Raw genomic sequence first — 19,831 nt, forward strand, 5'->3', positions numbered from 1 at the left:
TCCTCACTGGGCGGTGTCGGGACGGATCAGCCGACGACGAACTGGCCGATCACGGGCGGGAAGAACATGGCGCCGACGCTGGCCGCGCACAGGCACACCGCGCTGACCCGGCCGGTCACCGTCACCTTGCGGTCGAGCAGCGTGAACGCGGACGGGAAGACCGGCGCCATGGCCAGGCCGAAGCCGACCGTGCCCGCCACCACCAGGGGCGTGGACGCGCCGGCCGCCAGCACGAGCGCCAGCGACAGCACGCACCCGCCGAACGCGGCCAGCAGCAGCCGCTGCGGCGGGTACCGGGCGGCGAGCGGCAGCCACAACAGCCGACCGATCGTGACCGCGATCCAGAACAGCGACGCGAAGTACGCCGCCTCGGCCGCCGACCCCGCCACGCCCTGGTCGTGCACGTAGGCGGGCAGCCAACCGGAGAAGCTGAGTTCCGCGCCCACGTACAGGAAGAGCATCGCCGCCACGGCCGCCACGACCCGCTTGCCGCCGCTCCCGCCGCGCGGCTTCTCCTCCTTGCTGCCGGTGGGGCCGGGCAGCATCCGCAGCATCCAGGTGATCAGCGTCACCGAGAGCACGGCCGCCGACCAGTAGGCCCACCGCAGTTGCCCGGTGCCCTGGAGCGACTGCGCGATCAGCACGGGCATGACCAGTGAGCCGAAGCCGAGGAAGAAGTCCGCGACGTTCATCGACGGCCCCACCCGCCCGGCCCGCTCCCAGATCAGCAGCGTGTTCACGGTGACGATCAGGAACGTCTTGCACAGGCCGAGCGCCCACCACGCGGGCAGCAGCAGCACCGGCTCGGTCAACAGCGGCAGCACCACCAGCAGCGCGGTGATGCCCACGAGCCCGGCGACGGCCTGGAGGTGCGTGGCGAACCGGTTGAGCAGCCACCCGGCGAGCAGCGAGCCGCACACCGAGCCGAACGAGTCGACGGTGAACAGCAGTCCCAGGCTGCGCAACGGGCTGCCGGTCATCTCGGACAGCGTGAGCAGTGACGGCCCGAGCATCGTCGACAGCACACCGACCAGCACGAAGCACAGGAAGTACGCTGCTGCCCGACCGGTCGGTCGGCGGCTCGGCGGTGCCGCGACGGTGCTTCCCACCCGTTCTCCTCTCGGTGGCGCGGCCCCACCCGGGGCCGGTTCCACTCGGCTCAGGCGAGCGAGCCCGCGACGCGTGCCTTGAGCAGGCCCACGAGGATGTGGTTGATCGACAGCACCATGTCCTCGAAGTGGAAGTTGTTGTCGTTGCCGCCGGTCTGCCCGGGGAACGTCGACGTGCCGGGCACGACGACGCACACGTCGGCCAGGGCCCGGCACTTGCCGCCGTCGCCCTTCGTCATGGCCACGGTCCGCGCGCCGGCCGCGCGGGCGACTTCGAGCGCTCGCACCACGTTGGCAGAGTTGCCGCTGCCGGAGAACGCGAGGACCAGGTCGTCCGGGCCGACGAACGGCGCGAGCGCGCCCGCGAACACCTCCTCCGGGCCGAGGTCGTTGGACAGCCCGGTCAGCTCGGCGGGCGAGCCGCACAGGTTGACGAACCTCAGCCTGGGCACGGACGCGGGCAGCGGCCGGGTCTTGTCCTCGCTGACGAACGGGTGGTGCTTGAAATCGCACAGGAAGTGGTCGACGGTGCCGGCGTTGCCGCCGTTGGCCATGCCGTACACGGTGCCGCCGGCCCGGTGCGTCTCGAACAGCAGTTCCGCCGCCCGGTCCAGGTCGTCCACCGGGAAGCGCGCCATCACCTCCCGCTGCTCCTCCAGGTAGAGCCGGATCAGCTCGGCGGAACTCACCGCACCCCCCTTTCGTGCTCCGTGTCGATGCGACCGTTGCCGCGTCCGCTGTCGTCCTGCCAGCGGATGACGTCGTCCAGTTCGTTCGTGGACACCTCGACGGAGGTGTAGGTGCTGTGCGCGATCACGCGGTGCAGCACGTTCGGTGCGGACGACCAGCCGGTGCGCGGCCCGTGCACCGAGACCGGGATGCGGCCGACGTCGATCACGGCCGACAGGTCCTCCGGCGCTTCGAGCCCGTTGAGGACGGTCGCCTCGCCGTCGACCACGAAGTTGGTCTCGGACTTGCGCCGGTGCGACTGGAGGGACGACTGGTGCCCCGCCGTCATGTGGATCTGCTTGAGCGCGTAGGGGGCGTCGGCGATGTTCTGCGTGTACCAGATCTCGTGGCCCCACGGCTTGTCCACCGTGTAGCCGGAAGTCGGGGCGCAGGCGGTCGGGATCGTCCCGGGTGGGACGAGCGCCGAGGCGTCCTCGGCTTCCACCACCTCGCCCGCCCGCGTGCCGGCCTCGACGACGAGCGCGTCCGCGTCGGTGCGGTTGACGAGGCGGTACACGCTGCCGGCGGGGGCGTGCCAGCCGGTGAGCCGGTCGTGGCGCACGCCCGGTGCGGTCCCGTCCGGGACGTGCTCCTCCAGGTCGATCGCGCCCCCGGTCACGACGAAGCTGCGCAGGTCCTCGGCGTGGCGGCGGTACGGGGTCGCGCTGCCCGGGGGCAGGACGTGCTCGGTGAACAGGTACGGGTGGTCGGGGGCGTCGCCGACCAGGTCCTTGCTGCGGTGGGTCGTCGGTGCGGACACGGAACTCCTCTCACGCGGGGGTGCGGTGGGTGAAGGCCCGCAGGTGCTCGACGACGGACGGCACGTCGAGCCGGTAGCGGGCGTAGAGGTCGGCGGGTGCGGCGGCCTGGCCGTAGTCCGGCACACCCCACACGCCGAAGCGGGGCGGTCGATCGAGCTCCAGCAGGATGCGACCGATCTCGTCGGCGACGCCGCCGGTCACGAAGTGGTCCTCCAGCACGAACACCGAGGCGTGCCGTCGGCCGAGCGCGCGCACCGCCTCCCGGTCCGCGGGCAGCGACGACTGGTTGACCACGGTGGGGCGCACGCCGTGCTCGGCGAGCGGTTCCAGGCTGTCGAGCACCACCTCGACCATGCCGCCCATGGTGAACACGGCCAGGTCCTCGCCCTCGCACAGCACGTCCGGCATGCCGAACTCGAAGCGGTGCGACTCGTCGTGGACCTCGCGCTGCGGCTGACGGCACAGCCTCAGGTACGTGGGGCGGCGGTGGGCCGCGATGTGCTCCAGCGCCCGCCTCGTCTCGACCCCGTCGGCCGGGTGGATGATCTCGACGTTGGGCAGCGTGCGCATGAGGGCCAGGTCGCGCAGGCCCATCTGGGTCGGGCCGTCCTTGCCGATGGCCAGGCCCGCGTGCGTGCCGACGAGGACCACGCCCGCGTCGTTGAGGCCGACCGACTGGAAGATCTCCAGGAACTTGCCGGTCAGGAAGTGCCCGAAGCTCGACACGAACGGCCGCAGGCCCTCCTGGGCGAGGCCGCTGGCCAGGCCGATGGAGTTCGCCTCGGCGATGCCGCACTCGAAGAAGCGCTCGGGGAACTCCTGGCGGAAGCGCAGTGCCTTCGTGGCCGACCCGAGGTCGCAGTTGACCACCACCACCTCGTCGTGCTCACCCGCGATGTCGACGAGCGTCTCGCCGAACCAGTCCCGGGTGGCCTTCACCGGCCCGACTCCAGGTAGCGCAGCGCGTCGCGCAGCCCGACCTCGTCGAACAGACCGCTGTGCGCCCCGTCGAGCGCTGTGCGACCGGGCCCGAGGTGTCCCTTGTGGGTGTGCGCGATGATCGCGGACGGACCGGTGGTGTCCGTGCGCGCCAGTGTGAGGGCCTTTTCGAGCGCCTGGTGCGCGTGCCCGTCGACCTCCCGCACGCTCCAGCGGAACGAGCGCAGCTTGTCGGACAGCGGCATCAGGTCCATGGTGGCCCGGACGGTGCCGTCGCTCTGCCTGCCGTTGCCGTCCACGATGAGCGTGAGGTTCGGGACGCCGCGCGCCCCCGCGTACATCGCGGCTTCCCAGATCTGGCCCTCCTGGCACTCGCCGTCGCCGACGAGGCAGTACACGTGGCCGCTCGCGCCCTTGAGGGTTTTGGCCTCGGCGCGACCGAGGGCGACGGACAACCCCTGACCCAGCGCGCCCGTGCTGACGTCCACGTACTCGCAACGCGTGCGGTCCGGGTGCCCCTGCAACGGGCTGTCGAGCGTGCGCAACGTCCCGATCAGAGCCGGGTCGAGATCGCCCGCGACCATGAGCGTGGCGTACCACGCGGGCACGGCGTGGCCCTTGGACAGCACGAAGACGTCGCGGTCGACGGCCGACCGCCACCTCATCTGGCCGAACCGGAGCACCGTCATGATGTCCACGCTGGACAGCGACGAACCGATGTGCCCGGAGCCGGCGATGTGGATCATTTCCAGTGCGGTTGCCCGGATTTTTCGGGAGAGGGTGTGCAACCGCTCGCGGTCTGCGTTGCCGGAGACCCGCGGCCGCTCGCGGGTGAGGACGGACGAATCCGGCGAAACTTTCATCGAATCAACTCCTCGTCGACGGGGGATCGGCGTGCGGTCTGCGCGATTTGTCGTATTGCTTTACCGGTTGTCGGTCGTAAATGCGAAGGGCGCCGTCGATGTCGCCCCGGCAGCGTGTTCCACGGCTCGACCGTGATCCAGTGTTGGATTTGATCCATCTCGTGGCCCCACTGGTTACGACAGTGCCGGCTGGCGGGTGCCGGAATCAACTCGAGTGGACCGAACAACCCAAAAGGACCATCATGTGTGACCTGTGCGGGGCTGTGAACTGCACTGATGAGTTTTTTGGAAGTTTTAACCGAGGTGGTGTTTAACTTATCCGACAGTGGTCAGGGGTATTGGTATTCCACGTCTTGTGGTCAGAGCGGGAGCAGGTCGGTCACGCCGTTGGGAATGCCGATCGGCGACACGAGTTCGGGGGACTGATGCCCTCCGGAGCGGTGTCGCGGGGGAGCCGGCTCAGGCGGTCCCGCGAGCGGGTTCGTTCCCGGTGGGGGAGCGCCGGGCGGGGAGGAGGGCGGTCGCGGCGACGAACTGCCAGGCGGTGATGGTGTAGACCGAGCCGCGTTCCCAGGTGCCGTCGTCGAACAGCACCGGCGTGCCGAGCACGATGTTGAGGCCGAGCAGGAGCAGCGAGGCGATGCCGGCGATCCCCAGCACGACGCCGGCCGTCCCCGTGGGGCGGGTCGTGGCGTGCTCGCGGAACCGGAGGCCCACGGCGACCACGGCGAGGTTGCCGCCGAGGATCGCCATGACCGCTCCGACGCCGTGGAGGGTGGGGGTGCCGTGCTGGCCGCTGTGGAAGACGCCCACCAGGCCGGTGCCGACCGCGTACCCGACCGCCAGGGCGAGGAAGGCGGACCGCCCCCGGCTCGCCGGCAGGGCCCGGACCGCGAAGATCGAGCCGAGCAGGAACAGCAGCCCCTGGTGCAGGAAGCCCAGGTTCATGACGGCGGCCAGGGGCGAGCCGGGTGGTTCGTCCCCCACCGCGCCGAGGTCGCTGATGTAGTCGTACGCGTAGCTGTAGCCGGGGAAGGCGGACGCCGCGACCGCCTCCGAGGTCAGGTACCAGGCACCTCCCAGCGCCCACAGCACCGCGGCGGCGATCAGCGGCTCTCGTCGCGGCACGTCGGGAAGCGCCATCCCGGTTCCCTCCCGTGTCGATCGCTCGCGGCGCCGTCGCGGTGGAGGGCTTCGGCGGTCCGCACGGTGGACCACCCCCTCGCTCGGTGGCACCGAGCGTGTCACCAGGCGTTCAGGGCACCGGGGTGGAAGGTAGCGCGGACGGTCAGCAGCAGCCACACGGCCCCGGCGAGCGCGACCAGGGCCAGCAGCGTGATCAGCGCCGTGCGCGCGGCATCGGACTTCAGCCGGGCGGACCACGCGGGAGTGCCCTGGTGACGCGGCGGTGTCGCACGCGAGCGGCGCGCGCGTCCGGACCTGGGCCGCGCGGTGGCGCTCCGAGAAAGCTTCGGCGACCTCGGCGATTGTGGCGGCTTCGGAGTCTTCGGCGGCTTCGGCGGCGCGGACCCCGGTGGGGTGACCGGCGTCGGGGAGGTTCGCCGGAACCTCTTCCCACCCGGGTCGTCCGGGGCCGCGGCGCGGGGCTGCGGGTCGCGGGTGATCCGGTCGGGGATGCCGTGGGCGAGCAGTTCGGCGCGCTCGGGCAGGAACCCGCCCAGGTCCAGGGCGGTGAACGCGGCGGCGACGTCGTCGGCGGCCCAGAACGCGCGGTGCTTGGCCAGCTGGTGGAAGTAGCGGCGCAGTGTTTTCTGGCCATCCGCCAGCACGACCTCGATGCCGGTGGGCAGCACGGCGCCGGCCAGGTCGAGGCGGGCGCCGCGGGCGGGCAGGACCACGACCAGGCCGGAGACGAAACCGGGGTCCACCCCGGCGGTCTCCAGGCCGTTCTTGACCGCGTAGAGGTTGGTGCGCAACTGCTCGACCGGGTTGGCCTCGCCCGAGGTGTGCAGGGCCGCCGGCTGGCCGTCGACGGTCCACTCGCCGTTGAGCGGGACGCGCAGCACGCCGTCCTGGCGGCGGGTGAAGCCCTTGACCTCCACCACCACGCAGCCGTGCGGGGACCAGATCACCGCGTCGACCTGCCGCGCCGCGCCGTTGGGACCCGGCACGTTGCAGTTGACCATCGCCACCCCGGGCAGGGCGTAGCGGTCCACCCACGAACCCAGCCACTCGACCAGCCGGCGCTCCGCACCCGATAACCCGGCCTCGTTCTGCACCCGGACCAGCACACTCGTCCCCTCCCCGGTTCCCACGCTGCGTGACGGGAACCCACGATGAGTGACACCTTACGAGGGGGGTACGACATCGAGGCGGGGACGACTTCGGCGATCGGGTGCTGCCGGGCGGAGCGGCGGGGACCGGGTTCCTCGCCGCCGGGCCCCGCCGCCGTCCTGCCGTGGGCTCAACGTGGAAGGCCCGTGCACAGGTGGTCGTCCCGGACCCGGCGCCGGTTCCCGCGATGAGCCGGCGGTCCTCCCGCACCCCGAATTCGCCCTCGTGCGGGTTCGCCGGGAACCGAACGGCCCTCGCGCACGACTGCTGGGGAGGTGTTCCCTTCGTCCCCACCAGAGGTGCTTCGTGTCCGCTCCCCCTGTCGACACCGTCCGAACCGAGGAGGCCCCCGGTCCGGTCCGGGTGTCCGTGGTGCCGCTGCTCCGCCGGTTGCACTTCTACGCCGGTGTGCTGGTGGGGCCGTTCCTGCTGGTGGCGGCGCTCTCCGGCATGCTCTACGCGTTCGCGCCGCAGTTCGACCGCGTCTTCTACGGCGACCTGCTGGAGGTGTCGTCGGCTCCGGGTGCGCCGCGCCCGCTGGCCGAGCAGGTCGCGGCGGCGCGGGCCGCCCTGCCGGACGGCGTGGTGACGAGCGTGCAGCTCTCGGGCGACCTGGACGCCACGACGCGCGTGGTGCTCTCGTCGCCGGACCTGGCGGTGGACCACGCCTGGACGGTGTACGTCGACCCGTACACCGCGCGGGTCAACGGGCAGCTGACCACCTGGTTCGGGTCCACCCCGGTCACGGCGTGGCTGGACAACCTGCACGCGAACCTGCACCTCGGTGAGACGGGCGCGCTGTACTCGGAGCTGGCGGCGAGCTGGCTGTGGGTGGTCGCGCTCGGCGGCCTGGTGCTGTGGCTCGCCAGGCAGCGCACGGCCCGCCGCCGCGTCCGGGCGCTCGTCGCGCCGGAGAGGGGCGCCAAGGGCGTGCGCAAGACCCGGTCGTGGCACGCGAGCACCGGGGTCTGGGTCCTGCTCGGCGCGCTGTTCCTGTCGGTCACCGGCCTGACCTGGTCCAACCACGCCGGCGCGAACTTCGGCGCGGCCTTGACGGCGTTGAACGCGGAAGCGCCCGCCCTGGACACCGGCCTGGGCGGCGGCGAGGGCGCGACGAGCTCCGACGGGCACGGCGAGCACCGGACCGGGTCACCGCGAGCCGAGGTGGACCCGGCGACGTTCGACCGGGTGCTCGTCGCCGCCCGCGGCGCGGGGCTGGACGGGCCGCTGGAGCTGGCGGTGCCGGCCGCGCCCGGCACCGCGTGGACGGCCGCGCAGACCGACAACACCTGGCCGGTCCGCCTGGACAAGGTCGCGGTCGACCCCCGGACCGCGACGGTGACCGCCCGCGCGGACTTCGCCGACCGGCCGTTGTTGGCGAAGCTGTCGACGTTGGGCATCCAGGCGCACATGGGCGTGCTGTTCGGCCTGGTCAACCAGCTCGCGCTGTTCCTGCTCGCCGCGGGCATCCTGACGTTGGTCGTGCTGGGCTACCGCATGTGGTGGCAGCGCCGCCCCACGCGCGCCGACCGCCGGGCCCGCCTGGGCGCCGCGCCCAAACGGGGCACGTGGCAGCAGCTCCCGCTGTGGTTCGTCATCCCGGCCCCGCTCGTGCTCATCGCCGTCGGCTGGGCCGTCCCGCTGCTGGGCCTGAGCCTGCTCGCGTTCCTCGTCCTCGACGGGCTGATCGGCCTGGCCCGCCGCCGTGCCCGTGACCGGGCCGGCGCCGCGGCCTGATCGGAGGAGGGCGGCACAGGTCGCGGGTGACCGCGTCGAGTGGTCACCCGCCGGGCCCGGCGCCGCCGCCGCGTCCGGTGTCGCGGGCGCCGATGTCGACCGCCGATCCCGTGGCGGTATCCGGACCCCGACGCACAACTGCTCGTCGCGGCCGGTACGACGGTGATGGTGACCGGCACGTCGTCGGCCGAGCCGGGGGCGCGGGTGGAGGTGTCCACCGACGCCGGCCGCGGCGGACCGCACCGCGGCGTGTTCCGAACCGCTCCCAGCGGTTACGGTCGGTGCACGCTCGTCACTCCAACGAAGGTCGGGGTCCTGGTGAGTCCGGTGTCGAGGCGGTTGTTCCTGGCCGCGGCGGTGGGTGGGGGGTTGCTCGCGGGGGCGGGGACCGCGGCGGCCAGTGGGTTCGCGGGTCTGCGGGTGCGGTGGCGGGACCTGCTGCTGGGCACGGGGTTCAACCCGACGGTGGAGCCGTTCCGGTCGCGGCTGGAGGGGTTGGGGAGCACCGTCGAGCGGTACCTGGGGGACATCGAGGCGGCGCCGGGGTCGCTGTGGCCGGACCTGGTGTTCGCCGATCCGGAGCCGGACGACGACCCCGGGTCGATCGGGTTCTCCGGGAAGGTCCGCGACAGCTACGAGCGGTTGCGCACCATGGCCTTCGCCTACAACCAGCCCAACACCGGCCACACCCACGACCCCGTCCTGCTGAAGGCCACCCTCGAAGGGCTCGTGCACCTGGGGAAGGAGGTCTACCACGAGGGCCAGGAGCCCTACGGCAACTGGTTCCACTGGCAGATCGGCGCCCCGCAGGCGTTGCTGGACACCTGCGTGCTGCTGCACGGGCACATCCCGGCCGCGGACCTGGCGCGCTACCTGGCCGCGGTCGACCACTTCGTGCCGGACCGCGTCGTCGAGGACCGCCCGGGGGCGAGCCTGGGCTCCAACCGGGTCAACCACTGCCGGGTGCTGGCCCTGCGCGGGGTGCTCGGCGAGAGGGCTGACGAGGTCGCGCTGGCCAGGGACGCGCTCACCGCGGCGATGGCGTACGTGACCAACGGGGACGGCATCTACCGCGACGGGTCGTTCATCCAGCACGAGAGGCTGCCCTACGCCGGCGCGTACGGCGTGGACTACCTGACCGGCCTGGGGATGCTGTTCGCGTTGCTGGCCGACTCGACCTGGCAGGTCACCCACCCGAACCGGCAGGTGGTGCTCGACTCGGTGGAGCGCACCTGGGCGCCGCTGATCTACGACGGCCTGGTGTTCGACGCCGTGTCGGGACGCGCGATCAGCCGCGGTCTGCGGGCGGGGGCGGGACCGGGCGGCACCCAGGACGACGACCACGCCCGCGGGCACGCCCTGATCGCCGGGATCGCCCTGCTGGCGAAGGGGGCGCCCCAGGCCGAGCGCGAGCGCTGGCACCGCCTGGTGAAGGGTTGGGTCGAGCGCGACACCCGCCGGCCGGTGCTGACCGACCGGGCCGTGGACTTCGCGAGCCTGACCCGGCTCAACGCCATCGCCGGCGACCCGCTCGTCACCGCGCTGCCCGAACCGGTCGGGCACCGGCTGTTCCCGCGGACCGACCGGGCCGTGCACCGCCGCCCGGGGTGGGCGGCGGTGGTGAGCACGGCCTCGCGCGGGATCGCGCACTACGAGTACGGCAACGGCGAGAACCCCCGCGGCTGGCACACCGGCTCCGGGATGCTGTCCTGGTGGGGCGACCGCGGCCAGTACTCCGACGGGTTCTGGCCCACCGTCGACCCCTACCGCCTGCCCGGCACCACCACCTCCGCCACACCGCTGGCCGACGGCGAGGGCGGCGACTTCGGTCTGCCGGTCCCGGACGCGGACTGGGTGGGCGGCACCACCGACGGCACCTTCGCCGCGGTCGGTCAGCACCTGCGTGGCCTGGCCTCCACCCTGACCGCCCGCAAGTCCTGGTTCTTCGCGGACGACGCGGTCGTCTGCCTCGGCGCGGGCATCGCCTGCCAGGACGGCGCGACCGTGCGGACCGTGGTCGACAACCGCAACCTCGGTCAGTCGGGCGCCGCCCTCCTCACCGTCGACGGCGTCGCCCAACCCGCCGGGTTCCCGTGGACGGCGAGCCTGACCGACGCGCGCTGGATCCACCTGGACGGCCACGCCGGCTACCTGTTCCCCGACCTCCCGACCGTGCGCGCCCAGCGGGAGCAGCGCACGGGCCGCTGGCGCGACATCAACACCGGCGGCTCCACCGAACCGGTGACCCGCCGCTACCAGACCCTCTGGTACGACCACGGCACCGCACCGACCGCGGGCGCCTACCGCTACGTCCTGCTCCCCGGCGCCACCGCCGCGCACACCACCACCCGCTCCGCGACCCTGGCCGACTGGCTGACCGTCCTGGCCAACACCCCGCAGGCCCAGGGCGTCGCGCTGCCCGCGATCGGCGTGACCGCGGTGAACTTCTGGACGGCCGGCACCACCGCGCCGCTGGCCACCACCGCCCCCTGCTCGGTGCTCGCGCGCACCCACGCCGACGGCACCGCCACCCTCTGCGTCGCCGCCCCGACCGGCGACGTCCGCTCCCTCACCGTCACCTGGCAGCGCCCCGTCACCGCCGTCCTGTCCACCCCGCCGACGGTCACCGCGACCCGCACCGGCCAGACCCTCGCGGTCGACTTCGGCGACCTGACCGGCACCGCCGGCGCCACCCAGACCATCCGGGTCCGCCTGTGAACACCCGGGACGGCTCGGCGGGCCGGTGGACGCCGAGGACCGCGCGCGCCGACCGGGAGAACGGGTCGTGCGGGAGACCCGAGGAGGACCACCGGCCCCCGCACGCCCGTTCCGGTGGTGGGTTCAGATCAGGTTAGGTGGAGATGTCGCCGCAGATGAGGGGCCTGGTTCGGGGATCGGGGTGACGGCGGTGTGGCAGACCTGGACGGTGACGCGGTCGATGGGCACCGGGGCCGGCGCCCGCGCCGCCGGTCTTCGGCACCCCGGGCGGGGCGTTACGGCCGCTGGGCGTCGATCGCCTCGTCGACGGTGGGGTGGAACGGGAAGACCTTGTCCAACCCGATGATCTGGAAGACGCGCGTCAGCTCGCGGCTGAGCCCGGCGAGGCCGAAGGGGCTGCCGGCGGCCTGGGCGCGCTGGTAGGCGGTGATGAGCACGGTGATGCCGGTGGAGTCGCAGTAGGCGAGGTCGGTCAGGTCGATGACCAGACCGGCGTCGGGGGCGAGGGGGACCGTGTCGAGCACCTCGCGCACCCGGGGGGTGGTGTGGTGGTCGAGTTCGCCGGCGATCCGCAGGACGGTGGGCGCCGTCGGGCGGGGGTCGAGGGTGACGGTAAGGGTCTGGTCGGTCACCGGGGCTCCTGTGCGGCGGGGTCGGGCTGCGCCCCGCGGTCCGGCACGGGCGTGCGCGGGCCAGGGGAGGCTGACCTATCCTACGGACCACCTCACCGGGCTGCGGTGGTGGTGGGAGTTGTGCGGCCACGAGTGCCAGGGCATCGGCTCCGGGTGTGGTCGGCGTGGACGAAGGGGTGTGCGGTGACGCGTTCCGACGACGCCCGGCGCGAGCCGACGGCGGTGGCCGACGTGTTCGCCGTCGACGCCGAGGTCGGGCCGGACCTCGCCGCGGTGGACTGGACGAGGACCCCGCTGGGCCCGCCGGAGGGCTGGCCGCAGAGCCTGCGCACGGCGGTGAGCATCCTGCTGTCCTCCCGGTTCTCCATGTGGATGGCGTGGGGCCCCGAGCTGACGTTCTTCTGCAACGACGCCTACCGGCGCGACACGCTGGGGCGCAAGTACCCGTGGGCGCTGGGCCGCCCGGCCGGTGAGGTCTGGGCGGAGATCTGGGGCGACATCGGCCCGCGCATCGACACGGTGCTGGCCACCGGGCGGGCGACCTGGGACGAGGCGCTGCTGCTGTTCCTGGAGCGCTCCGGGTACCCGGAGGAGAGCTACCACACGTTCTCCTACAGCCCGCTGCGCGACGAGGCCGGCACCGTGGTCGGCATGTTGTGCGTGGTCAGCGAGGACACCGAGCGGGTCATCGGCGAGCGCCGGATGGCGACGCTGCGCGACCTCGGCTCGGACCCCAGCGTGGTGCGCACCGAGCAGGAGACGCTCGCCTTCGCCCGCCGCCAGCTCGACCGCAACCGGCGCGACCTGCCCTTCACGCTGACCTACCTGTTCGCCGACGACGGCTCCGCCGAGCCGGCGGGCGCGACCGGCGTCGACCTGGCGTCCCCGGCCGCCCCCGCGACGCTGTCCACCGAGGACCTGGGCGCGGTGTGGCCCGTGGCGGCCCTGGCCTGCGGGGAGTCCGTGCTGGTCGAGCTGGACGGACCCGCGTTCGCGGGGCTGCCCACCGGCGACTGGCCGGAAGCGCCCACCCGCGCGCTGGCGGTGCCCCTGCAACAGCAGGGCGGCGCGCCCTACGGGTTCGTGGTGGCCGGGCTGAACCGCTACCGGCCGCTGGACGAGGGCTACCGCGGGTTCGTCGACCTGGCCGCCGGGCACGTCGCGGCGGGCATCGCGAGCGCGCGCAGCTACCAGGCCCAGCAGCGGCGGGCCGAGGAGCTGGCCGAGCTGGACCGCGCCAAGACCGCGTTCTTCTCCAACATCAGCCACGAGTTCCGCACCCCGCTCACCCTCATCATGGGGCCGGTGGCGGAGCTGCGGGACCGGCTGGCGCGCACCGACCCGGGTGCGAGCGGGGAACTGGAGATCGTGCACCGCAACGGGCTGCGGCTGGGCAAGCTGGTCAACACCCTGCTGGACTTCTCCCGCATCGAGGCCGGCCGGATGCGGGCCGGCTACGAACCCGTCGACCTGGCCGCCGCCACCGCCGAGCTGGCCAGCGTGTTCCGCTCGGCGATCGACAAGGCGGGCCTGGTCTTCGAGGTCGACTGCCCGCCGCTGCCCGAACCGGTGTTCCTCGACCGGGGCATGTGGGAGAAGGTCGTCCTCAACCTGCTCAGCAACGCCCTGAAGTTCACCTTCGAGGGCTCGATCCGGATCTCCGTGCTGGCCGGCGACGGCGAGGCGGTCGTCACCGTCGCCGACACCGGCATCGGCGTGCCGGCCGAGGAGATGCCGCGGCTGTTCGAGCGCTTCCACCGCATCGACAACGCCCGCTCCCGCTCCAACGAGGGCAGCGGCATCGGTCTCGCGCTGGTGCGGGAACTGGTGGGCCTGCACGGCGGCACCATCACCGCCGACAGCACCGAGGGCGAGGGCACCCGCTTCACCATCAGCCTGCCGTTCGGCTCCGCCCACCTGCCCGCCGACGCCGTCGCGCCCGCCGCGAACGCCACCGCGGTGTCGGTCACGGCCGACCCCTACGTGCAGGAGGCCCTGCGCTGGCTGCCCGCCGACCGGGGTGGCGCGGCGGTCACGGACGTCAAGTCCTCGGACCCGGACGCCGCGACCGGCCCCGCGGTGCCCGCGACGGTGCTGGTCGCCGACGACAACGCCGACATGCGCGAGTACCTCGCCCGGCTGCTGAGGGGCGCCGGCTACGAGGTCCACACCGTCACCGACGGCGTGGAAGCCCTGGAAGCGGCCCGCGCCCGGACACCGGACATGGTCGTCAGCGACGTGATGATGCCCCGCCTGGACGGCCTGGCGCTGGTGGCCTCCCTGCGCACCGACCCGCGCACCGCGGCGGTGCCGGTGCTGCTGCTGTCCGCCCGCGCCGGGCAGGAGGCGTCCATCGAGGGCCTCCAGGCCGGCGCCGACGACTACCTGGTCAAGCCCTTCGCGGCGGCCGAGCTGCTGGCCAGGGTGCGGGCGAACGTGGAGCTGTCCCGGCTGCGCAACCACCACGCCCGCTGGCGCACCGCGCTGATCGACTCCCTCCAGGAGGCGTTCTTCGTCTGCGACGAGGACGGCGCCGTCGTGGAGATCAACTCCGCGTTCACCGACATCCTCGGCTACGGCCCCGACGGCCTGCCCTACCGGCCCGTCCACCCCTGGTGGCCCGACGCCGAGGCCGACCCCGAGGGCCACCGGCAGGTCGCCGACGCCTTCTCCGGCCTGCTCGGCCACACCCGGGGCGGCTACACCATCCCCGTGACCCACCGGGACGGTCACCTGCTGTGGGTCAGCGTCATGTTCAACCCGGCGCAGGACCCCGACACCGGGCGCACCGTGGTCGTGGGCACCTTCCGCGACGTCACCGCGGAGCACTACGCCATCCAGCGCGACACCGCCCTGGCGGTGCTGAGCATGCGCCTGTCCGCGGCGTCCAGCCTGCCGGAGGCCCTGTCCGGGGCCCTGCTGGAGCTCAAGGACCTGTGGCGCGCCCGGTGCGTCATGGCCGCCGTCTTCGCCGACCGGGACAAACCGGTGTTGACCACCACCGACCCCGCCCTGTCCTGGGACGACCTGTCCGACCGGGAGCGCGCGGACCTCACCGCGCTGCGCGAGCGCCCCGCGCTGAGCCCGACCGCCCACGGCATCGCGGGCACCGGCGTCACCCTGGAGCACCCCGAGGGCCTCATGGTGCTCTGGCTGGACCTCGACGAGCGCCGCCCCTTCACCGACCAGGACGAGCTGCTGCTGTCGCTGTTGGCCGGGCACCTCGCCCAGGGCCTCACCCGCGCGCACCAGATCGACCAGCAGCGCGAGACCGCCCTGGCGCTCCAGCGCGCCGTCCTCGGCCCCTCCCGGCTGCCCGACGGCTTCGCCGTCCGCTACGAACCCGCGGCGCGACCGCTGGAGATCGGCGGCGACTGGTACGACACCGTCGCCCTGCCCGACGGCCGCATCGGCATCGTCGTCGGCGACTGCGTCGGCCGCGGCCTGAAGGCCGCCGCCGTCATGGGGCAGCTGCGCAGCGCCTGCCGCGCCCTGCTCCTCCAGCAGACGAGTCCGGCCCGGGCCCTCATGGCCCTGGACCACTTCGCCGCGAGCCTCCCCGGCGCGCTGTGCACCACCGTGTTCTGCGGCGTCCTCGACCCGGAGACCGGCCACCTGACCTACTCCAGCGCCGGGCACCCGCCCGCCATCCTGGCCCACCCCGACGGCAGCACCCGCCTGCTGGACCAGGCCGGCTCGACCCCCCTCGCCGTGCGGCCCGGCGCGCAGCGCCCCGAGGCGCAGTGCACCCTGCCGCCCCGCGCCACGCTGCTGATGTACACCGACGGCCTCGTCGAGCGCCGCCGTCGCCCGCTGACCGAGGGCATCGGCCAGGCGGGCGAAGCCGTCCAGGACGGCCGCGACACCGCCCTCGACGACCTCGCCACCAGGGTGATGGACCGGTTGGCCCCGACGGGCGGCTACGACGACGACGTGGCCCTGCTGCTCTACCGCCACCCCGCCCCGCTGGAGCTGACCTTCCCCGCCGAATCCGCCCAGCTCGCACCGGTCCGCAAGACCCTGCGCGGCTGGCTGGAGCAGTGCGGGCTGCCCCCGCAGGCCATGCAGAGCGTCCTGGTGGCCGCCGGGGAAGCCTGCGCCAACGCCATCGAGCACGGGTACCGCGGCACGGTCCCCGACGTGGTCCGGCTGCGGGCCCGCGCACTGGTCGGCGACCTGTACCTGACGGTGATCGACACCGGCCACTGGAAAACGCCCCAGCCCGAGCTCAACGCGCACCGCGGGCGCGGGGTCGCCCTGATGCGCGCGATGATGCAGCAGGTCACCATCACCCCCGGCCCGGTCGGCACCACCGTCGACATGCACCTGAGGATTCCCTGATGACTCCCACCCCGCTCACCCTCACGCCAGGCCGGGACCCCGACGGCACCGCGGTCCTCAAGGCCGTCGGCGAGATCGACATGAGCAACACCGACGCCTTCTCCGCCGCGCTGTCCGCCGCCCTCGACGACGTCCCCGGGCGGCTCGTGGTGGACCTCACCGGGTGCGAGTACCTCGACAGCGCCGGCATCAACGTCCTGTTCGCCCACGCCGGCCGCATCGAACTGGTCGCCTCGCCGTTGCTGGCGCCGGTCATGACCTTCTCGGGGCTCACCGCCGTGATCACGGTCCGCGGGCTGGAGGGCGACGCGGTCGGGCGCGGGCCGCACCCGTAGCGCCGGCGGGCACCGGGGACGAGGTCGTCGCGTCGTCCTCACTGCTCGTTGATGTACCAGCGCTGGTCGCTCCGGCTGAAGTCGCACTCCTCCAGGTTCGGGCTGACCTCGTGCCCGTCGTAGGTGACACAGGTGCCGAACTCGTCGTTCACGATCGCCCGTGAGCTGCCGCTGCCCTCGCGCCACCACAGCTGTCCCGGGTCGTCGGGGTCGCATTCGCGCCCCTTGAGCCGGCCGCCGATGGCGGCGGCGCACAGGCCGGTCCCGACGTTCACGATCAGGTTGTCGCCGCTGCCGAGGGTCCAGAGCTGCCGGTTGTTGCCGGTGTGGTCCGCGGCGATGACGGGTTTGGTGTCCCAGAGCGTCTGGAGCCAGACGTCCTCCGACCCGTTCGCGCTCTCGATCACCGTCGTGGTCTCGTCCGCGCCGGCAGGGGGCGCCCAGACCGCCGTCGAACCCGCCACCACCAGGGCGACCAGCGTCTTGCGCAGTGCCATGGACCTCACCTCTCGCGCCCGTCCGGGCGGCGGACCCGCCGGCCCGGATCGCCGAATCCTTCGGCACGTCCAGTAGAACCGGTAGAACCGGGACGGCCAACGGTCGTGACACGTGTGCGGAACGGGAGAAGCCCGTTGCACTACCGGAGGAGCGGGAGAACACGCAGGGTGCCGATCAACTGCGTCCGAACAAGTGGCCCGCGTGCTGCCTGCCGCGGGGAGCGCGCGGATGTGCGTGCGCCGCCACCGGCGTCGGGACCGGGTTGTCGTTGCGCGGCGGTAGCGTGAGCGGATGATCTCCTGTCAGGACGTGTCCTCGGGCGACGGTCGGGTGCTCCGGGCCTACGACAGCGGGCTCGGCGACGCGGTCGGGACCGTGGTCTGGCACCACGGGTCGCCGCAGACCGGGGCGCTGCTGGAGCCGTTGCTCGTGGCGGCGGCCGAGCGGGGGATCCGGTTGTTGTCCTACGGGCGGCCCGGTTACGGCGGTTCCGATCGGGTTCCCGGGCGGGACGTGGCGTCGGCGGGGGTGGACGTCGGGCGGGTCGCCGACGCGTTCGGGGTCGAGCGGTTCGCGGTGATGGGGGCGTCCGGGGGCGGGCCGCACGCCATCGCCTGCGCCGCGGTGTTGCCCGAGCGGGTCGACTCGGTGGTCTGCCTGGCCGGGATCGCGCCGTTGACCGACGAGTTCGACTGGTTCGCGGGGATGGTGTCGCCCGGCGGGTTGAGGGCGGCGCTGGACGGGCGTGCGGCGAGGGAGCGGTTCGCGGAGGTCGACGAGTTCGACCCGGCCGCTTTCACCCCCGCCGACTGGGACGCGCTGGGCGGGGAGTGGGAAAGCCTGGGCGCGGACGCCCAGCGGGCCGGTCAGGCCGGGAGTGGCGGGCTGGTCGACGACGACGTGGCGTTCACCTCGCCCTGGGGGTTCGAGCCGGCCTCGGTCGCCGCGCCCGTGCTGCTCGTGCAGGGCGGGCAGGACCGGGTCGTGCCGCCCTCGCACGCGGACTGGCTGCACCGGCGGCTGCCTCGGGCGGAGCTGTGGTCCCGGCCCGACGACGGGCACGTCTCCGTGCTCCGCGCGTGCGGGGAGGCGATGGAGTGGCTCGTCGTGAACCGGACGGGGTGAGGAGGGGGCGTCGGGACCGCGGGAGGTTCCCGGAGGCGGGTGTACCCTGGCCGGTGGGTGCCGGGGAGCGCCTCCGGGTCCGCGGGAAGGGCTGAGCCCACCTCACGGCTTTCGCCTGTGCACGACCTCGAAGCCATCCTCCTCTCGTGCCCTGGGCAGCGGACCGCAGGTGCCTGGAGGCTGGAATGCCTGTCGTCCCCCTGCCCGCGCACCCGGATGTCGACCAGGTGCGCAAGCGCGCCAAGGACCTCCTGCGCCAGGTCCGCGAGGGTGAGCCCCGGGCGTTGGCCCTGGTGGCCGAGCACGCCCCGGGCACGCCCGTCGAGGGCTTCACCCTGGCCTCCGCCCAGCTGGCGGTCGCCCGGCACCACGGTTTTCCCAGCTGGCCGCGACTGCGCCGGCACCTGGACGACCTCGCCGCCGAGCCCGACAAGGGCACGCTGACCGTCGACAACCGCTACCGCGTGCACCGCGGGTGGGCCGAGGACGACGACGTGGCGCGGTGCGTGCGCGTCGCGACCGCCGCGCACCCGCCCGCGCGGACCTGGCGGCCCGTGCTCACCGGGCAGCACGCGGGGGTGCGCGTGGTCGTGTTCGCCACCCCTCGCGGTCCGGTGTTCGCCGAGCTGACGCCCACGACCACGACGCTGTCCCCGCCGGTGGCCGTCGAGGCGCCCGCGCCGGCCTTCCACACCGTGACCGGAACGCTGGCCGGGGTGGTGCCGCCGAAGACGACGTCCGTGTCGGTGGAGCGGTTGTCCGGCCGGTACGCCCGGGAGGGGGCGATCCTGTCCGAGGAGGTCTTCACCGTGCCCAACGCCTTCGCCGTTGACGAGCGGGGCGTGCTGCTGCGCGTCGACGGGGAGAACGCGGTCGTGCCCGTGCCGGTCCGTGCCGGAGGGGTGGTCGACCGCCCCGGGGTGGCGGGGGACCGGGAGTCACCGGCGGGGCGTCGCCTGGCGTCGGCGCTCGCTCGGGTGGACGTGCGTCCGGTGGTCGATCCGGAGTGCTGGGCACCCGGCGCGCACGCCGTGCTCAAACGACGCCGAGTCCGTCCAACTGGGCCGCTACCGCGACCTGCTGCTGTGGCACCTGACCGGGCAGGAGCCCTTCGTGGTCGACTTCGACGGGGACCGGTGACCGAACGCGTGGTGACGTTCGACGTCGTGGGGAACGTGCTGGAGGATTTGCCCTACCAGCAGTGAGGGGCTACGGCTGCTCGGTGCTGTCCGACGACCCGCCACCGCTGTTTCCGGTCGCCAGCGCGATGATCGTGTCGGCCACGTCGCCGGACATGCGGAAGCGGTAGTTGTCGCCCAGCTGCTCGCGCTCGAACGGCATCCGGCCGTTGAGCCGCTTCTGCGCCGCGCCGAGCATGCCCGCGCCCTTCCTGCGGTCGATGCCGATCGCGTCGCAGAGCGGCTTCCACCCCACCCAGCCGCCCTTGGCGGCGAGCGACTCGTGGGCGAGCACCCTCAGGAACGTCCGCCAGTCCTCGCTGCTCCCCGCGTTGTACGCCTCGACGACGGCTTCGGGGGACGTGGGCTCCCCAGCCCGCTCGGCGGTGGCTCGGGCCGCGTAGTGGGCCGCGTGCTTCGCCATCATCGGGATGCTCCAGTCCGGCACCGTAGCGGTGAAAGGTACCCAGTTCACGGTCATCTCAGCTCCTGGCGCTGCTCGGTCATCAGATAGCTTTAAGGTATCTCCAAGTTCCCTCAGGGGCAAGGGGTGGGTGCGCGTGCCTGGCTT

Annotated in this window: 16 protein-coding genes; 6 read left to right on the top strand and 10 right to left on the bottom strand. The window is 73.2% G+C overall.

The genetic code is table 11. The features are described 5' to 3' along the window. Positions 1 to 26: 26 nt before the first annotated feature. From ACFP3R_RS00585 to ACFP3R_RS00615, 7 genes are all read right to left on the bottom strand, one after another. Positions 27 to 1,109, bottom strand: a complete 1,083-nt coding sequence (locus ACFP3R_RS00585; RefSeq protein ID WP_380631664.1) for an MFS transporter — start codon at positions 1,107 to 1,109, stop codon at positions 27 to 29. A 50-nt stretch (positions 1,110 to 1,159) separates the two neighbouring features. Further along, complete coding sequence (locus ACFP3R_RS00590) at positions 1,160 to 1,798, bottom strand: D-sedoheptulose-7-phosphate isomerase (protein WP_380631666.1); 639 nt, start codon at positions 1,796 to 1,798, stop codon at positions 1,160 to 1,162. Continuing rightward, positions 1,795 to 2,598: a cupin domain-containing protein gene (locus tag ACFP3R_RS00595; protein WP_380631668.1), complete on the bottom strand. Its 804-nt coding sequence runs from the start codon at positions 2,596 to 2,598 to the stop codon at positions 1,795 to 1,797. Before ACFP3R_RS00595 ends, ACFP3R_RS00590 begins: the two co-directional genes overlap by 4 nt. Positions 2,599 to 2,608: 10 nt before the next feature. Beyond that, positions 2,609 to 3,538, bottom strand: coding sequence for a transketolase family protein (locus ACFP3R_RS00600; RefSeq protein ID WP_380631670.1), 930 nt, complete (start codon positions 3,536 to 3,538; stop codon positions 2,609 to 2,611). After that, on the bottom strand, positions 3,535 to 4,401 hold the full coding sequence (locus ACFP3R_RS00605; RefSeq protein WP_380631672.1) for a transketolase: 867 nt from the start codon (positions 4,399 to 4,401) through the stop codon (positions 3,535 to 3,537). Before ACFP3R_RS00605 ends, ACFP3R_RS00600 begins: the two co-directional genes overlap by 4 nt. A gap of 459 nt (positions 4,402 to 4,860) precedes the next feature. Further along, positions 4,861 to 5,544 (bottom strand): DUF998 domain-containing protein, encoded by a 684-nt coding sequence (locus tag ACFP3R_RS00610; protein WP_380631674.1) that lies wholly within the window; start codon positions 5,542 to 5,544, stop codon positions 4,861 to 4,863. Between the two features lie 101 nt (positions 5,545 to 5,645). Then, positions 5,646 to 6,653 (bottom strand): nuclease-related domain-containing protein, encoded by a 1,008-nt coding sequence (locus tag ACFP3R_RS00615; RefSeq protein ID WP_380631676.1) that lies wholly within the window; start codon positions 6,651 to 6,653, stop codon positions 5,646 to 5,648. A gap of 349 nt (positions 6,654 to 7,002) precedes the next feature. On the opposite strand from ACFP3R_RS00615, the gene ACFP3R_RS00620 reads away from it, so the two are divergent. Together ACFP3R_RS00620 and ACFP3R_RS00625 are read left to right on the top strand one after the other, a co-directional pair. Next, positions 7,003 to 8,433 carry a PepSY-associated TM helix domain-containing protein gene (locus tag ACFP3R_RS00620; RefSeq protein WP_380631678.1) on the top strand — a complete coding sequence of 477 codons (1,431 nt, stop codon included), beginning with the start codon at positions 7,003 to 7,005 and terminating at the stop codon, positions 8,431 to 8,433. 327 nt (positions 8,434 to 8,760) lie between these two features. Then, positions 8,761 to 11,151, top strand: coding sequence for a polysaccharide lyase 8 family protein (locus tag ACFP3R_RS00625; protein ID WP_380631680.1), 2,391 nt, complete (start codon positions 8,761 to 8,763; stop codon positions 11,149 to 11,151). Positions 11,152 to 11,426: 275 nt separating this feature from the next. Here ACFP3R_RS00625 and ACFP3R_RS00630 read toward each other — a convergent pair whose 3' ends face one another. Beyond that, complete coding sequence (locus ACFP3R_RS00630; RefSeq protein ID WP_380631682.1) at positions 11,427 to 11,783, bottom strand: STAS domain-containing protein; 357 nt, start codon at positions 11,781 to 11,783, stop codon at positions 11,427 to 11,429. Between the two features lie 183 nt (positions 11,784 to 11,966). Here ACFP3R_RS00630 and ACFP3R_RS00635 point away from each other — a divergent pair, with 183 nt between their 5' ends. Continuing rightward, on the top strand, positions 11,967 to 16,124 hold the full coding sequence (locus ACFP3R_RS00635) for a SpoIIE family protein phosphatase (protein ID WP_380631684.1): 4,158 nt from the start codon (positions 11,967 to 11,969) through the stop codon (positions 16,122 to 16,124). Next, the gene (locus ACFP3R_RS00640; RefSeq protein ID WP_380631686.1) at positions 16,124 to 16,459 is read left to right on the top strand and encodes an STAS domain-containing protein; all 336 of its coding nucleotides are present in this window, start codon (positions 16,124 to 16,126) and stop codon (positions 16,457 to 16,459) included. Before ACFP3R_RS00635 ends, ACFP3R_RS00640 begins: the two co-directional genes overlap by 1 nt. A gap of 38 nt (positions 16,460 to 16,497) precedes the next feature. Here the strand turns inward: ACFP3R_RS00640 and ACFP3R_RS00645 are convergent, their stop codons facing one another. Then, the gene (locus ACFP3R_RS00645) at positions 16,498 to 16,956 is read right to left on the bottom strand and encodes a ricin-type beta-trefoil lectin domain protein (RefSeq protein ID WP_380631688.1); all 459 of its coding nucleotides are present in this window, start codon (positions 16,954 to 16,956) and stop codon (positions 16,498 to 16,500) included. A 292-nt stretch (positions 16,957 to 17,248) separates the two neighbouring features. Here ACFP3R_RS00645 and ACFP3R_RS00650 point away from each other — a divergent pair, with 292 nt between their 5' ends. Continuing rightward, positions 17,249 to 18,082, top strand: a complete 834-nt coding sequence (locus tag ACFP3R_RS00650; protein WP_380631689.1) for an alpha/beta fold hydrolase — start codon at positions 17,249 to 17,251, stop codon at positions 18,080 to 18,082. Positions 18,083 to 18,267: 185 nt separating this feature from the next. Continuing rightward, the gene (locus tag ACFP3R_RS00655; RefSeq protein ID WP_380631690.1) at positions 18,268 to 19,287 is read left to right on the top strand and encodes a hypothetical protein; all 1,020 of its coding nucleotides are present in this window, start codon (positions 18,268 to 18,270) and stop codon (positions 19,285 to 19,287) included. Positions 19,288 to 19,291: 4 nt separating this feature from the next. On the opposite strand, the gene ACFP3R_RS00660 is transcribed toward ACFP3R_RS00655, so the two are convergent. Further along, complete coding sequence (locus ACFP3R_RS00660; protein ID WP_380631691.1) at positions 19,292 to 19,741, bottom strand: hypothetical protein; 450 nt, start codon at positions 19,739 to 19,741, stop codon at positions 19,292 to 19,294. Positions 19,742 to 19,831 lie beyond the last annotated feature (90 nt).

Source organism: Saccharothrix lopnurensis (assembly GCF_042658445.1).
Lineage (GTDB): Bacteria > Actinomycetota > Actinomycetes > Mycobacteriales > Pseudonocardiaceae > Actinosynnema > Actinosynnema lopnurensis.